The sequence below is a fragment of the Agromyces sp. GL_144 genome (assembly GCF_057834305.1).
Genome location: NZ_CM174399.1, coordinates 880,292 through 894,155 on the forward strand (window position 1 = coordinate 880,292; position 13,864 = coordinate 894,155).

At 71.3% G+C, this 13,864-nt stretch carries 14 protein-coding genes; 6 read left to right on the top strand and 8 right to left on the bottom strand.

What is annotated here, in order from left to right; genetic code table 11:
* Positions 1 to 49: 49 nt before the first annotated feature.
* Complete coding sequence (locus tag AC3IPY_RS03845) at positions 50 to 655, bottom strand: TetR/AcrR family transcriptional regulator (RefSeq protein WP_489186797.1); 606 nt, start codon at positions 653 to 655, stop codon at positions 50 to 52.
* A gap of 119 nt (positions 656 to 774) precedes the next feature.
* Between AC3IPY_RS03845 and AC3IPY_RS03850 the strand changes: the two genes are divergently transcribed.
* From AC3IPY_RS03850 to AC3IPY_RS03865, 4 genes are all read left to right on the top strand, one after another.
* On the top strand, positions 775 to 1,776 hold the full coding sequence (locus AC3IPY_RS03850) for an SDR family NAD(P)-dependent oxidoreductase (RefSeq protein WP_489186798.1): 1,002 nt from the start codon (positions 775 to 777) through the stop codon (positions 1,774 to 1,776).
* Between the two features lie 191 nt (positions 1,777 to 1,967).
* Complete coding sequence (locus AC3IPY_RS03855; RefSeq protein WP_489186799.1) at positions 1,968 to 2,480, top strand: MarR family winged helix-turn-helix transcriptional regulator; 513 nt, start codon at positions 1,968 to 1,970, stop codon at positions 2,478 to 2,480.
* 86 nt (positions 2,481 to 2,566) lie between these two features.
* Positions 2,567 to 3,037, top strand: a complete 471-nt coding sequence (locus tag AC3IPY_RS03860) for a recombinase family protein (RefSeq protein WP_489186800.1) — start codon at positions 2,567 to 2,569, stop codon at positions 3,035 to 3,037.
* 123 nt (positions 3,038 to 3,160) lie between these two features.
* Positions 3,161 to 5,644: a M1 family aminopeptidase gene (locus tag AC3IPY_RS03865; RefSeq protein WP_489186802.1), complete on the top strand. Its 2,484-nt coding sequence runs from the start codon at positions 3,161 to 3,163 to the stop codon at positions 5,642 to 5,644.
* 75 nt (positions 5,645 to 5,719) lie between these two features.
* Here the strand turns inward: AC3IPY_RS03865 and ectB are convergent, their stop codons facing one another.
* From ectB to AC3IPY_RS03885, 4 genes are all read right to left on the bottom strand, one after another.
* Positions 5,720 to 6,988: a diaminobutyrate--2-oxoglutarate transaminase gene (gene ectB, locus AC3IPY_RS03870; RefSeq protein WP_489186804.1), complete on the bottom strand. Its 1,269-nt coding sequence runs from the start codon at positions 6,986 to 6,988 to the stop codon at positions 5,720 to 5,722.
* A 42-nt stretch (positions 6,989 to 7,030) separates the two neighbouring features.
* Entirely contained in the window at positions 7,031 to 7,498 is a 468-nt protein-coding gene (gene sufU, locus AC3IPY_RS03875; protein ID WP_489186806.1) for a Fe-S cluster assembly sulfur transfer protein SufU, read from the bottom strand.
* On the bottom strand, positions 7,495 to 8,802 hold the full coding sequence (locus AC3IPY_RS03880) for an aminotransferase class V-fold PLP-dependent enzyme (protein WP_489188434.1): 1,308 nt from the start codon (positions 8,800 to 8,802) through the stop codon (positions 7,495 to 7,497). The genes sufU and AC3IPY_RS03880 overlap by 4 nt, the downstream gene beginning before the upstream one ends.
* 120 nt (positions 8,803 to 8,922) lie before the next feature.
* The gene (locus AC3IPY_RS03885; protein WP_489186807.1) at positions 8,923 to 9,900 is read right to left on the bottom strand and encodes a prenyltransferase/squalene oxidase repeat-containing protein; all 978 of its coding nucleotides are present in this window, start codon (positions 9,898 to 9,900) and stop codon (positions 8,923 to 8,925) included.
* A gap of 81 nt (positions 9,901 to 9,981) precedes the next feature.
* On the opposite strand from AC3IPY_RS03885, the gene AC3IPY_RS03890 reads away from it, so the two are divergent.
* A complete protein-coding gene (locus tag AC3IPY_RS03890; protein ID WP_489186808.1) occupies positions 9,982 to 10,500 on the top strand; it encodes a GNAT family N-acetyltransferase in 519 nt (172 codons plus the stop codon).
* On the opposite strand, the gene AC3IPY_RS03895 is transcribed toward AC3IPY_RS03890, so the two are convergent.
* Together AC3IPY_RS03895 and AC3IPY_RS03900 are read right to left on the bottom strand one after the other, a co-directional pair.
* Positions 10,475 to 11,050: a GNAT family N-acetyltransferase gene (locus AC3IPY_RS03895; RefSeq protein ID WP_489186809.1), complete on the bottom strand. Its 576-nt coding sequence runs from the start codon at positions 11,048 to 11,050 to the stop codon at positions 10,475 to 10,477. The two genes, AC3IPY_RS03890 and AC3IPY_RS03895, sit on opposite strands and share 26 nt — an antisense overlap.
* Before the next feature lie 58 nt (positions 11,051 to 11,108).
* On the bottom strand, positions 11,109 to 12,008 hold the full coding sequence (locus AC3IPY_RS03900) for a hypothetical protein (protein WP_489186810.1): 900 nt from the start codon (positions 12,006 to 12,008) through the stop codon (positions 11,109 to 11,111).
* Between AC3IPY_RS03900 and AC3IPY_RS03905 the strand changes: the two genes are divergently transcribed.
* Positions 11,971 to 12,957 (top strand): hypothetical protein, encoded by a 987-nt coding sequence (locus AC3IPY_RS03905; RefSeq protein ID WP_489186812.1) that lies wholly within the window; start codon positions 11,971 to 11,973, stop codon positions 12,955 to 12,957. The two genes, AC3IPY_RS03900 and AC3IPY_RS03905, sit on opposite strands and share 38 nt — an antisense overlap.
* Here AC3IPY_RS03905 and AC3IPY_RS03910 read toward each other — a convergent pair.
* Positions 12,897 to 13,853: a carbohydrate ABC transporter permease gene (locus tag AC3IPY_RS03910; protein ID WP_489186813.1), complete on the bottom strand. Its 957-nt coding sequence runs from the start codon at positions 13,851 to 13,853 to the stop codon at positions 12,897 to 12,899. The two genes, AC3IPY_RS03905 and AC3IPY_RS03910, sit on opposite strands and share 61 nt — an antisense overlap.
* Positions 13,854 to 13,864: the final 11 nt, after the last annotated feature.

A 13,864-nucleotide genomic window follows, 5' to 3' on the forward strand; every position in this document is an offset into this window, starting at 1 on the left:
CGCGCTCCTGGTCGGCCCGTCGGATCCCGGCGGGCCGGCCTCGTCGTGCCTAGAGCTCCGGGGCGCGCTCGGGCGCCGAGATCGGTTCGCCCGGACCGACGAGCACGCGCCAGACCCAGCCGGCCGCGGTCTCGATGCTCGGGCGGGGGTCGAGCTCGAGCCAGGCCTGGATGACGGCCAGGCACGACCCGGCGATGCCGGCCGCGACGATGTCGATCGGGAGGCCCTCGAACGCCGTCGTGCCCGACGACACGACGCCGGCGCGCGCCTGCGCCTCGAACCGGCTGCGGATGCGGGCCGCGACGATGGGGGAGCCGCGCTCGCCGAGCAGGCGCCGGTAGAGGTCGGCATCGGTCTCGAAGTGCCGCAGCGCGGCGATCATCGACGGCGGCAGCTGGGCGGGCACGTTCGTCGGCGTGCCGACCGCGGCCGCCGCCTCGATCTCGGCGGCCTCGATCGCATCGGCGAGCAGCACCTGCCGGTCGTCGTAGTGCTGGTAGAAGCTCGAGCGGTTGACGCCCGCCGCGTCGGTGATCTCGGCGATGGTCGCGTCGTCGAACCGATCCTCGCGCGCGAGCTGGAGCGCCGCCTGCTGCAGCGCGGCGCGGGTGCGCTCGACGCGCGCATCCACCCGATCGTCGCTCGGTTCGCTCACTCCGGCATCCTCGCACGCCTGCGTCTCGCGAACCCGTGACTTCGCCGACAATCGTCGGATATCCGACAGATGTCGTTTATTCTGGAGACATCCAGTTCGGAGCAGAAAAGGAACCCACCATGGCCCTCACCGCCAACTCCACCATCGCCGAATGGCTCGCCGACCCCGCGGGCAAGGCCGCGCTGCAGGGCCTCGTGAGCCAGGGTGGCGGCTCGACCGACCAGCTCGCACCGATCGTGAGCCTGCCGCTGCAGCAGCTCGTCGTCATGAGCCAGGGCCAGATGCCGCAGTCGGCCGTCGATGAGCTCGTCAAGGCCGTGAACGGCGGCGTCATCCCCGAAGACGCCGAGTCCTCCGCCTGGGCCGAGAAGATCACCACCGGCCGCTTCGCCGGCAAGACCGTCATCGTGACCGGCGCCGCGTCGGGCATCGGCCGCGCCACCGCGAGCCGCATCGCCCGCGAGGGCGGCCGTGTCGTCGCCGTCGACATCTCGGCCGAGAAGCTCGACGAGTTCGCGGCATCCGTGCCCGGCACCGAGATCGTGCCCGTCGCGGGCGACATCACCAAGCAGGAGTCGATCGATGCGATCGTCGCCGCCGCGGGCGAGAAGATCTGGGGCCTTGCGAACGTCGCCGGCATCAACGACGACTTCTCGCCGATCCACGAGACGCCCGACGCCATCTGGGAGCGCGTGATGGCCGTGAACGTCACCGGCACGTTCAAGCTCACGCGCGCCGTCGTGCCGTTCATGCTCGAGGCCGGCAAGGGCTCGATCGTCAACGTCGCGAGCGAGGCGGGCCTGCGCGGCAACGCGTCGGGCAACGCCTACACGACCTCGAAGCACGCCGTCGTGGGCCTCACCAAGTCGGCCGCCTTCATGTACGCCCTGCAGGGTGTGCGCGTCAACGCCGTCGCCCCTGGCGGCGTCGCGACTGGCATCCCGTTCCCCCCGCACGTGTCCGAGGTCGGCTCGGCCCGACTCGCGCCGTTCCAGGGTGCGATCCCGTCGGTCGCCACGGCCGAGGCGCTCGCCGCCTCGATCACGTTCCTGCTGAGCGAAGACGCCGTCAACATCAACGGCGCGATCCTCGCCTCCGACGGCGGGTGGTCGGTGCAGTAGGCGACGTTTCCCCCGCCTCGCACGACTGACGGGCGGGTCGGATGCCTCGGCGTCCGGCCCGCCCGTTTCGCGTCGGATCCCGCCTGGACGTGGCATCCGCTCGCTCGCCGTGCTCGACACCTGAGACCTCCGCCGGGTCGCGGCATCCGCCCGGGGTGTCGAGCCGCAGCGCGTTCGCTACTGTCGAGAGCGTGAACCCCAGGCCGAGCGAGCGCGACGACGAGGTCGATCTGCTGATCGACGCGTGGTCGCGGCGGTTGCCAGAGACCGACCTGTCGCCGCTCGACGTGATGTCCCGGCTGAGGCGGGCGGCGAACCGGCTCGCGCGGCTGCGCGCCGCCGCGTTCAAGGACGCGGGCCTGGCCTCATGGGAGTTCGACGTGCTCGCCGCACTGCGTCGTCAAGAGGAGCCGCACGAACTCAGCCCGGCCCAGCTCATCTCGGCGACCATGATCGGCAGCGCCGCGATGACGAACCGACTCGAGAACCTCGTGGTGCGCGGGCTCGTCGAGCGGCGGCCGAACCCGCGCGACGGACGGAGCGTGCTCGTGCGTCTGCGTCCGGAGGGCGTCGAACGCGTCGACGAGGCCATGCGCGGGCTCGTCGCGCGCGAGGCGGTCGAGCTCGCGGCGCTCAGCCGTGACGAGCAGGCTGCGCTCGCCAAGCTGCTGCGTCTGCTGTCCCAGGCGCCGTCGGGCGAATAGCCGCGCAGGCTCACGCATTCCGAGTCCGGAATGTCTCGCGATGGCGGTCGGAACTGGGACAATGGACGAAACCGGAAGGGCAGATCATGGGTGATGTGACGAGTGCGACCTCGAGCGGGCACGCGGACTCCGCGGGGCACGGGTCGACCGCGACGCATGTGCACGTGCCGAACGACTGCCCCGAGTGCTTCGTCGAGCTGCAGCGCGACAGCGACTGGTGGAAGGCGAGGCCGGAGGGGTCCCGGCTCGTCGGCCTCGTCGTGGCCCGCGACGACATGCCGCCGATCGTCGAGCAGCGTCGCGATCTCACGGAGTTCGGCGTCGCGATCCCCGACTTCCGGCACCCGGCACCCGAGAACGACGACTCCTGGGAAGACCGCCTCGAGCGCTTCTTCGGCACGCTCCACTCGGGCGACGTGCTCGTCGTGGCGAACCGCCACGCCATGGGTCGCAGCGTCGACGAAGAGACGCGCACGATCGCGGCGCTCCGCCGTCGCGGCATCGTCGTCAAGGTGCTGAGCCACGGGGCCAGGCACCTCACCGACGCCGAGGCCTGATCCGCCTCCTCACGCAGTCGTGCCGCACCTCGCGCAACGTGACCGCTATCCACGCGAAACACGTCGTCGATATGGTGAGCGCACGGATGGCCCGAAGGTGGCCTCTGCGATGAAGGAGAGCTGATGACGTCCCGATCCCTTCCAGACCCCAGACGAGGCAGACTCGTCGCGCTTGCGCTGCCGAGCCTGCTCGCCGCCGCCCTGCTCACGGCCGCGCCGGCCGGCGCCGCGTTCGCCGACGAGCCGATCGACGGCGCGCACACGGCGGGTGACCCGATGTTCCCGAACGTCGGCAACGGCGGCTACGACGCACTCGACTACGATGTGGCGATCGCGTGGACCCCGAACGCGACGCAGGCCGGATCGACGATCGCCGGCACGATCGAGGCCACCAGCACCATGACGGCGACCGCGCCGCAGCCGCTGAAGAGCTTCTCCCTCGACTTCGAGGGCCTGGAGGTGGACTCGGTCACCGTCGACGGAGCGCCCGCCGCCTGGACCCGCGAGATCGACCCCGCCGCCATCCGGTACAAGCTCGTCGTCACCCCGGCGACGCCGGTGAGCGGTGAGTTCTCGGTCGCCGTGGCGTACCACGGCACGCCCAGCTCGCACACCGACCTCGACGGCTCGTCCGAGGGGTGGAACCGCACCTCCGACGGGGCGACCTTCCTCGGCCAGCCGATCGGTGCGATGACCGGGTACCCCCACAACAACACGCCCGCCGACAAGGCCACGTACACCTTCAGCCTCGACATCCCGACGATCCTGAACAATGTCGCCGGCACTGCGCCGGGCACGGCCGCGGCCGTCAGCAACGGCGAGCTCGTCGCGAAGAGCCCGTCGTCCGACGGCACGCGCACCACGTGGGTGTGGGAGCAGACCAACCAGATGGCGTCGGAGCTCGCGGTGGTCTCCATCGGCCGCTACGACGTCCTCGAGTCGCAGGTGCAGCTCAGCGACGGCAGCACCATCCCCTCGTGGTCGTTCATGGACTCCGCACTGTCCGAGGCGAACAAGAACACGATCCGCGCCCGCGAGGCGCAGTTCGGCACCATCCTCCGCAACCTCGAGACGCTCTACGGGCCGTACCCGGGCAAGAGCACCGGCGTGATCGTCGACACGGTGCCGGGCGGCATCAACTATGCGCTCGAGACGCAGGACCGCTCCTTCTTCCCCTCGGCCGGCTCGGTCGGCGGCAACACGCTCATCCACGAGTTCGTGCACCAGTGGTACGGCGACAACGTGTCGCCCGTGACGTGGACCGACATCTGGATCGGCGAGGGCATGGCCACGTGGGGCCCGACGTTCTACAACACGACCGAGGGCTTCGGCACCGGCACGACGCCGTCGGAGCTCACGTACTTCAACTCGTGGAACGCCTCGGCCCCGACCAGCGCCAACTGGGCGATCGCTCCCGGCGCGCAGACCGACTCGGCCGAGCTCTACGAGTACCAGACCTACACGCGCGGGGCGCAGTTCTGGGCCGCACTGCGGGTGGCGATCGGCGACGAGGCCTTCTTCGAGCTCATCGAACAATGGCAGATCCGGTACGCGGGCACGAGCCGCACGGGCGCCGACCTGAAGGCGCTCGCCGAGGAGCTCTCGGGCCGTGACCTCACGGCGTTCTACACCGACTGGATCCTCGAGCCGGGCAAGCCGGCCTGGCCCGAGAAGCTCACGGCCTCGCTCGCCAGCACGCCCGCCTCGGGCGGCGTGGCCGCGGGCGACTCCGTCAGCTACACGCTGAGCGCGACGAACACCGGCCGCGTCCCGTTGGCGACCTCGGTCGTGACCGTCGATCTCACGGGCGTGCTCGGCCAGGCCGCCATCGACCAGGCCTCGTTGCCGGCCGGCGTCATCCTCGACGGCTCGACGCTCACCTGGGCGGTTCCGGCGACGCCCGTCGGCGCGCCGGCCGTGTCGGTCTCGTTCACGGCGAACGTCAAGGCTGCCGCGGCGGGCGGTCCGCTCACGGCGACCGCGTCCGTCGCCACCCTGGGCGGCACCTGCGCGGACTGCACGTCGACGCTCGAGGTCGCGCGCGACACCGTGCGTCCGACCGCGACGCTCGTCGCCCCGACGACGGCGGGGCCGTTCCCGTCGCTCTCGGTGAAGGTCGACGCGACCGACAACGCCGGCCTGCAGCGCATCGTGGCGAACATCTACCGCGACGGCACGCTCGTCAAGAGCACGCAGTCGGCGGTCGCGGGCGGCGCGAAGAGCGGCACCCACACCGCGACGGTGCAGCTGCCCGACGGCAACTACACCGTGAAGTACAACTCGCAGGACCTCGCCGGCAACATCTCCGCCACCTCGACGTTCGCGTTCACGATCGACGCGACGAAGCCGACGGTCACGGTGAAGGACGGCGCGTCCTTCACGGTGCCGACGGGCGGGTCGTACGACCTCGTGAGCTACAAGCTCTACGACGCAGGCAAGGTCGATCGGGTCGTGATCAACGGCAAGGTCAAGGACCTGACCGACAACCAGTGGTCCGACGTGAACTTCCTGAAGCCCGGCGTCTTCGGCGCCGTGCAGGGTGAGAACACGATCGTGGTCTACGACGTCGCCGGCAACGCGCAGACGGTGGTGTTCACCCTGAACTAGCGGGGGCCATCCGATCGGCTCGACCGCGAGGCCCCTCCTTCGGGAGGGGCCTCGCTTCGGTGACGCGCCGCGCCGCTACTCGGCCAGCGCCGCCGCGAGGCTCTCGCGCACGATCGCGAGGCCGCGCCGCAGCTCGTCGTCGGCGATCGTGAGCGCCGGGAGGAACTTCAGCACCTCGTCGTGGGCGCCGGAGGTCTCGATCACGAGGCCGCGCGAGAACGCCTGCTTCGAGATGCGACCGGCCAGTCCGCGGTCGGCGTCGCAGGCGAGGCCGTACATGAGGCCGCGGCCGCGCACGACGAACCCGAGGTCGGGGTACTCGTCGGCGATCTTCTTCAGCTCCTCGGCGAGCAGCGCCGACTTCGTGGCCACGCCGTCGACGAACGCGGTGTCGGCCCAGTAGTTCTCGAGGGCCGCCCGAGCGGAGACGAAGGCGAGGTTGTTGCCGCGGAACGTGCCGGTGTGGGCACCCGGCTTCCACACGTCGACCTCGGGACGCAGCAGCACGAGCGACATGGGCAGGCCCGAGCCCGAGATCGACTTCGACACGGTCACGAGGTCGGGCACGATGCCGGACTCCTCGAACGCGAAGAACGCGCCCGTGCGGCCGACGCCCGCCTGGATCTCGTCGAGGATCAGCAGGATGCCGCGCTCGGCGGTGATCGCCCGCAGGCGCTGCAGCCACGGGACGCTCGCGACGTTGATGCCGCCCTCGCCCTGCACGGCCTCGACGATGACCGCGGCGGGCAGGTCGACGCCCGACCCCGGGTCGTCGAGCATCTTCTCGAGCAGGTCGAGCGTGTCGACCTCGGCGCCGAGGTAGCCGTCGAAGGGCAGGCGCGTGATGTTGTCGAGCGTGATGCCGGCGGCACCGCGGTAGTGGCTGTTGCCGGTCGCGGCGAGGGCGCCGATGCTCAGGCCGTGGAACGCGTTCGTGAACGCGATGACGTTCGTGCGCCCGGTGGCCTGACGGGCGACCTTGAGCGCGGCCTCGACGGCGTTCGCGCCGGTGGGGCCGGTGAACTGCAGCTTGTGGTCGAGCCCGCGGGGTTCGAGCACGAGCCGCTCGAACGCCTCGATGAAGGCCTTCTTGGCCGAGGTCGCCATGTCGAGGCCGTGGATGATGCCGTCGTGCTCGAGGTACTCGATGAGCGCGCGTGTGAAGAGGGGGTTGTTGTGCCCGTAGTTCAGCACGCCGGCGCCGGCGAAGAAGTCGAGGTACTCGCGGCCGTCTTCGCCGATGAGAGTCGAGCCGACGGCCCGATCGAAGACGGTCGGGAAGGCGCGCACGTATCCGCGCACCTCCGACTCGCGGCGGTCGAAGACGTCCAGGGCGTCGCTCATGGCAGGCGTTTCCTCTTTCTGTACGGCGGCGGTGCTACGAGCCTAGGCGTCTTGGCTGGGCGTCTGCGCCGCGCCCGCCTCGGTGAGGCACGCCTCGAGCGCGACCCACGAGAGCATCGCGCATTTGACGCGCATGACGTACTTCGAGACGCCGTGGAAGGCGATCGCGTCGCCGAGCAGCTCTTCGTCGGGCTCGCCGGCGCCCTTCGAGCGCAGCATCGCGCGGAAGGCGTCGATGAGTTCGCGCACGTGCGCCGTGTCGGCGCCGACCGCGAGCTCGGTGAGGGCCGACGCGGAGGCCATCGAGATGCTGCATCCGTCGCCCTGCCAGCCGATGGCTTCGACCTTGGTTCCGGATGCGTCGAGCCGGATGCCGAGCGTGATCTCGTCGCCGCACGTGGGATTCAGCTCGTGGTGCGAGGCGTGCGGGTCGGCGAGGGCGCCGTCGCCGATGCGCCGCTTGGAGTGGTCGAGGATGAGCTCCTGATAGAGGCCGGAGAGGTCGCTCATGCGCTCGCCCCGCTCGCCCCGGTCGCGGCCTCGACGCCGAAGAACGCGCGCACCTCGGCGAGGGCGGCCGTGAAGCGGCGCACCTCGTCGGCGGTCGTGTAGACGTAGGCGCTCGCACGGGTCGTCGCCCGCAGCCCGAGTCGGCGGTGCAGCGGTTGCGCGCAGTGGTGCCCGACCCGCACGGCGATGCCGCGGGAGTCGAGGAACTGGCCGACGTCGTGCGCGTGCACGCCGGGCACGTCGACGCTCGCGAGGGCGGCGCGCTCGACGCCGGGGCCGCTGCCCACCAGGCGGATGCCGGGAATGCGCGCGACCTCGTCGACGAGGAGTCGCCCGAGCTCGACCTCGTGCTCGTGCACGCGTTGCATGTCGAGTCGTTCGAGGTAGCGCACGGCCTCGGCGAGGCCGACGGTCTGCGACACGGGCTGCGTGCCGGCCTCGAACCGCTGCGGCGACGGCAGGAACTCGGCCGTCTGCATGGTCACGGTCGTGATGGTCGAGCCGCCGGTGCGGGCCGGCGGCAGCGCGTCGAGCAGGTGCTCGCGGCCGTAGAGCACGCCGATGCCGTTGGGGCCGAGCATCTTGTGCGCAGAGAATGCGGCGAAGTCCACGCCGAGCGACCCGAAGTCGACGGCGCGGTGCGGCACCGACTGGCAGGCGTCGAGCAGCACGAGCGCGCCGTGCCGGTGTGCGAGCTCGACGACGTCGGTCACGGGCGCGACGTGGCCGGTCACGTTCGAGACGTGCGCGAAGGCGACGAGCTTCGTCGCAGGGCCGATGACGGATGCCGCGTCGTCGATGTTCCACGTGCCGTCGTCGTTCACGGGAACCCAACGCAGGGTCGCCCCGGTCTTCGCGGCGAGGCGCTGCCACGGGATGAGGTTCGCGTGGTGCTCGGCCTCGGTCACGACGATCTCGTCGCCGGGGCCGAGTCGGAACACGTCGGCCTCCGAGCCGCCCAGGCCGGCTGCGGCATCCGCCATGCCCAGCGCGACGATGTTGATCGCGTCGGTGGCGTTCTCGGCCCAGACGATCTCGCGCTCGCCGGCGCCGACGAAGCGGGCGACGGTCGCACGCGCCTCCTCGAACGCCGTGGTCGAGGTGCCGACGAGCGTCGAGGCGCCGCGGTGCACGGCCGCGTTCGCGTGTTCGAGGAACGCACGTTCGGCGTCGAGCACCTGCACCGGCCGTTGGGCGGTGGCACCGGAGTCGAGGTAGGCGAGCGGGAACCCGTTGAGCTCCTGCGCGAGGTACGGGAAGTCGCGCCGGATGCCCGCGAGGTCGAGCGGCTCGGACGTCGTCATGGATTCGAAGGTCACGTGTGGTCTCCTGCACCTGATCGGTCGCGTGGGTTCGCGTGCGCGGTGCCCGTCAATTCTCTCGCACTTCGGCTGTGTGCGGCCCGGTTCGGCCCAGATCGGGGTTCAGGCGGCCGATGCCCAGTCGAGCACCCGCAGCGCGCGCAACGTGTTCCACGGGCTCGGCTCGCCGGCGGGCGCGTCGATCGCGAAGAAGACCTCGCCGTTCCACGGGTCTCCGGCCGACCAGCGGCCGTCGTCGCGTCGTTGCGAGAGCAGCAGGTCGAGCGCCGGCTCGAGGCGCGGGTCGGGCCCCGTGCCCGCCGCGACACCCGCCGAGCGGAAGTGGTCGAGCGCGCGCAGCACGTCGTAGACCCAGTACGGCGGGAAGATGAGGTTCTCGTAGCGTTCGCGCACGATGCCGCCGGTCGACCTGCGGCGGTAGAGGTTGCGTTCGAGCAGGTACTCCTCGCCGCGAAGGCGGGCGGCGGTCACCTCGGCCGGCACCTCCTCGGCCGGCGCAGCTTCGTCCGGAGAACCGAGCGCGAGCTCGTACGCGAGCAGCCCCTCGAGCACGCAGAGCGTGGAGTCGAACGACGAGCGCACCGACTCCTCGGGCGGCTCGCAGTTCCACCCGCCGTCGTCGAGTTGCCCCTCGAGCAGCAGGTCGACCATGCGCTCGGCGCCCTCGCCGAGCACCCCGAAGTACGCGGATGCCGCGAGTACGCCGCCGTTGACGCACGCCTCCGTCTCGCCCGTGAAGAACCGGCGCCCGCCGTCGTGCTCGTTGAACCACACGCCCGCTCGCACGCGTTCGATCGCGGTGCGCACCGGCGCGGCATCCGGATCGATGCCGAACCGGCGCAGGGACTGCAGCGTCCACATGACGCTGCGCCGATCGCCGTCGATGCCGTAGGCCTCGCCGCCCCAGTAGCCGTCTTCGGCCTGCAGCTCGAGCAGGTTCGCCCCGTGGCCCTCGGTCGCGACGCGCGCCCGCTCGGTCGCGAGCGTCTCGGCCGGCTGGTCGGTGAGGTCGCGCATCACCTGCCAACGCACGGACGGATCGGATTCGAGCAGCCATTCGATGAGGTCGACGCGTTCCATCCCCCCATGCTGTCGCGTGCGGATGCCGCTGCCAAGGCCTTGCGGGTCACGGGAGGGGCCGTGCGGCGTCAGACTTGACGCATGCTCGAACCGCTCGCCCTCCCCGTTCCCCTCGAGACCCGTTCAGGTGAGGTGCTGCTCCGGCGCGCGACATCCGCCGACCTCGAATCGCTCATGCGGTTGCTGTCGGATGACGCGATCAGCGCGTCGCGGGGCGACGTGGCCTCCGACGAGGATGCGCCCGCCTACCGCCGCGCGCTCGAGGAGATCGTCGGCGACGCGGCGAACGAGCTGCTCGTCGCGGTCGACGACGACGGCCGGCTGGTCGGCACGATGCAGCTCACCCGGATTCCGGGCATGGCCCGCCGCGGGTCGACGCGCCTGCTCGTCGAGGCGGTGCGCGTGGCGAGCGACCTGCGCTCGGCGGGCATCGGCGGCGCGATGATGCGATGGGTGACGGATGTCGCGGCCCCGGCCCTCGGGTCGACGCTCGTGCAGTTGACATCGGATGCCGCGCGCACCGACGCCCACCGCTTCTACGAGCGGCTCGGCTTCGCGGCCTCGCACGTGGGATTCAAGTATCGAGTCGCAAGCGCATGAGCACTCGCGGGAAGCCGTTGATCACCGAGGTCGTGTCGGCGGCCTTGCGGAACCCGGCCCGCTCGAACAGCGCCCGCGTGCCGACGTAGGCCATGGTCAGGTCGACCTTCTCGCCCCGGTTGTCGACGGGATAGCCCTCGATGGCGGGGGCGCCGTGCTGGCGGGCGAAGTCGACCGCGCCCGCGAGCAGGGCGTGCGAGAGCCCCGTGCCGCGGTGGCCGGGTCGCACGCGCATGCACCACACCGACCACACGTCGAGGTCGTCGACGTGCGGGATCTTGCGGTTGCGCGCGAAACTCGTGTCGGCCCGCGGATGCACCGCCGCCCACCCCACGACCTCGTCGCCGTCGTACGCGAGTACGCCCGGCGGCGGGTCTTCGGCGCAGAGCTCGCGCACGCGCTCGCCGCGGGCGGGCCCCGCGAGCGCGAGATTCTGCTTGGACCCGACGCGATAGCTCAGGCAGAAGCATACGTTCGCGTCGGGCCGCTTGGGCCCCACCATCGTGGCGACGTCGTCGAAGACGGTCGCCGGTCGCACCTCGATCCCCATGCGCCCACGATGCCACGGACCTCCGACACCGGGCGGTGGGCGTCGTGGGACGACGCACTCAGGGCAGCATGCTGCCGGCGAGCAGGAACCACGCGGAGTGGGGGATCCACTGCTCGGCCCACCGCCAGGCGTCGGGACCGTCGGCGGTCGCCGCGGTGAGGAACGCGATGCCGTGCTCGTCATCGACCCCGCTCGTGATGCCGTTGACGATGCCGCCCGGCACGTTCGGGTGGTCGGGCGAGTACTCGACGTTGTTGCGCCCGCGGCCCTGCAGCATGCACACGTCGAACGGGTTCAGTCCGACGATCCAGCTCACCTGGTCGGCGGCGAAGCGCTCGAGGCGGGTCCGGAGCTCGCGGGCGCACTCGGGCAGCGCCGCGACCGCGAGCGCCGCCGAGGCGAGCGAGCCGAGCGACGCGTTCTCGCCCTGCCACCAGTACCCGGTGTCGTTCTCGTGCGGGAAGAAGTACGCGTCGTGCGCAACGCCCCCGCTCGGCTGCACGCGCTGGCGCGGATAGCCGAAGGGGTTCTCGACGGCGTCGGTGCGGCGCATGACGTCGTGCATGGCGCGGATCGCCAGCTCGCGGGCCGCGGCGGCGTTCGGCGCGTCGGGCAGAACGGCCGCGAAGCGGAGGAGCGCGAGCACGGGCAGCCCGGCCTCGACGGCGCTGAAGAACGGACGGCCGTCGCCCCATGCCTCGAACCAGCCCGCCCCGTGCGACTCGCCGTCGCCGTCGCGGTACCGGCCGATCAGCGAGGACGCCCGCCGCTCGGCGGCGTCGGCGAAGCGTCGCTCCCGGGGTCGCGCGGCGGCGAGCTCGCTCGCGGCGAGCAGGGCGCAGTAGTCGTCGACGATCGACTCGGAGCTCGCCGTGCAGCTCGCCCGAGGCGAGGTCGAGCCCGAAGAGGTACTCGGCGTTGTGCGCCTCGAGGTCGTCGAACGCCAGCACCGCGGCATCCAGGTACTCCTGCGACGTCGACTCGCCGTGCTCGGACTCTCGCGACGCACGCGCGAGGGCGGCGATCGCGAGTCCGCCACCGCCGCGGTACGAGGCCCGGTACCGGTCGGTGCGCACGCACTCGGGGAGGGGCGCGTTGACGATCCGCTCCTCGAGGCGCTTCGTCAGCGCGTCGAAGATCCCCGTGTAGAACGTGCCCTCCGGCGTGCGGAAGCGCACGAGGAAGTCGGCGCCGAAGAGCGCCTCGTCGCGCAGTCGAGCGCCGAGCACCCGGTGGAAGCGCGGATGCCGCGTCGCGAGGCGATCCCGCGCCTCGAGGAAGGCCCACGCGCACAGCGGGATCTGCTGCGGGCTCATCGTCGGCGTGTAGGTGAGGTGGCTGAGGAACTTGCTGGTGTCACCGCTCGCGTCGAGCCAGCCGCCTCGGGCATCGACGAGGGGGCCGCGATCATCGCCGAAGCGCCGTGCCGCGGCATCCTTGCGGTCGATCTCGCCGCTCGAGCGCACCGCCTTGAAGGCGTAGAGCACGTCGGAGAGCGCGTTCGCATGCAGCTGCTCGGTCGCGATCCGGAAGGGTTCGGAGACGACGGATGCCTCGGACGTGCGCACCTCGACGGCCCAGCGTCCGGCCGCGGTGGCCGCCGAGAAGTCGACGGCCGAGTACGCGCCTCCGCCCCAGGCGTCGACCTCGACGGCCGGGGCCGCAGTGAGCGGCAGCCGCAGGCCGTCGTCGAGGTTCACGAGCACGCAGTCGGGCGTCTCGCCGGGCGCGAGGCCCGCGACCACGGCGCGCTTGGCGGCCTCGACGTCGTATCCGAGGTGGCTCACGAGCACGCGGGGCAGTCCGCGGCGCGGGGCGCCGGGCGCGGGTGCGTTCGTCATGCGGATCATCCCTTCAGCGCTCCGGCGAGCACGGCGTTCTCCATCTTGTCGGCGAACACCGAGTAGACGAGGTAGGCGGGGATCAGCGTGATGATGATGCCCGCGGCGAGCACCCCGTACTGGGCCGAGTTCGCGATCGAGAGCGTCGGAAGGGCCACCTGCGCGGTGCGGAGCGCGGCATCCGGCCCGATGATCACGAGGGAGAAGAAGTACTCGTTCCAGAACCCGAGGAAGTTCAGGATCGCGACCACGGTGAGCGTCGGCACCGAGAGCGGGACGTAGATCGACCAGAGCACGCGCGCCGGCCCGGCGCCGTCGAGGACGGCCGACTCCTCGAGCTCGGCCGGCACGGCACGCATGGCCTGCGTGAGCAGGATCACGGTGAGCGGCAGCGCCGAGGCCGGGAGGAAGAGGATCAGGAACTCCCTCGTGTGGAACAGGCCGAGCGAGATCGAGAGCAGCACGGTCGGCACGAGCGCGGCGAAGCCGGGGATCAGGAATCCCAGCGCGAACACCCGCTCGACCGCTCGGCCGACCGCACCCTTCGACCGCGCGAGGGCGTACGCCGCCGGAAGCGCGAGGAGGAGCGTGACGAGCTCTGCTCCGACCGTGATGTAGACCGAGTTCACCATCGCGGTGCCGAGGGACGCCTGCGAGAAGGCGAGGCCGAAGTTCTCGATCGTGAGCGGCGTGAACGGCGAGAACGGGTGATTGAAGATGTCGGTGTTGTGCTTGAACGCCGAGATCACGAGGTAGTAGAGCGGCGCCGCGAGCAGCACGACGTACACCCAGACGCCGAGGTGGGCGACGTACTTGAACGGGCCGGTGCGGTCGAGGGCGGAGGAGCGTCGGGAGCGGCGACGTCGCCGGCCCGATGCGCCGGCAACGACGGTCGCGGCGGTGGCGCCGAACATCGGGGTGGTCTCGGTCACGGTGGTGTCTCCCATCGGGGTGGCGGTCATCGAGGAGGCCT

Bases quoted from the DNA above. Each gene is read 5' to 3' on its own strand.
- AC3IPY_RS03850 (WP_489186798.1), top strand. From the start codon at position 775: ATGGCCCTCACCGCCAACTCCACCATCGCCGAATGGCTCGCCGACCCC.
- AC3IPY_RS03860 (WP_489186800.1), top strand. From the start codon at position 2,567: ATGGGTGATGTGACGAGTGCGACCTCGAGCGGGCACGCGGACTCCGCG.
- AC3IPY_RS03865 (WP_489186802.1), top strand. From the start codon at position 3,161: ATGACGTCCCGATCCCTTCCAGACCCCAGACGAGGCAGACTCGTCGCG.
- ectB (WP_489186804.1), bottom strand. From the start codon at position 6,988: ATGAGCGACGCCCTGGACGTCTTCGACCGCCGCGAGTCGGAGGTGCGC.
- sufU (WP_489186806.1), bottom strand. From the start codon at position 7,498: ATGAGCGACCTCTCCGGCCTCTATCAGGAGCTCATCCTCGACCACTCC.
- AC3IPY_RS03880 (WP_489188434.1), bottom strand. From the start codon at position 8,802: ATGACGACGTCCGAGCCGCTCGACCTCGCGGGCATCCGGCGCGACTTC.
- AC3IPY_RS03885 (WP_489186807.1), bottom strand. From the start codon at position 9,900: ATGGAACGCGTCGACCTCATCGAATGGCTGCTCGAATCCGATCCGTCC.
- AC3IPY_RS03890 (WP_489186808.1), top strand. From the start codon at position 9,982: ATGCTCGAACCGCTCGCCCTCCCCGTTCCCCTCGAGACCCGTTCAGGT.
- AC3IPY_RS03895 (WP_489186809.1), bottom strand. From the start codon at position 11,050: ATGGGGATCGAGGTGCGACCGGCGACCGTCTTCGACGACGTCGCCACG.
- AC3IPY_RS03900 (WP_489186810.1), bottom strand. From the start codon at position 12,008: ATGCCGCGGTGCTGGCGTTCGACGACCTCGAGGCGCACAACGCCGAGT.
- AC3IPY_RS03910 (WP_489186813.1), bottom strand. From the start codon at position 13,853: ATGACCGCCACCCCGATGGGAGACACCACCGTGACCGAGACCACCCCG.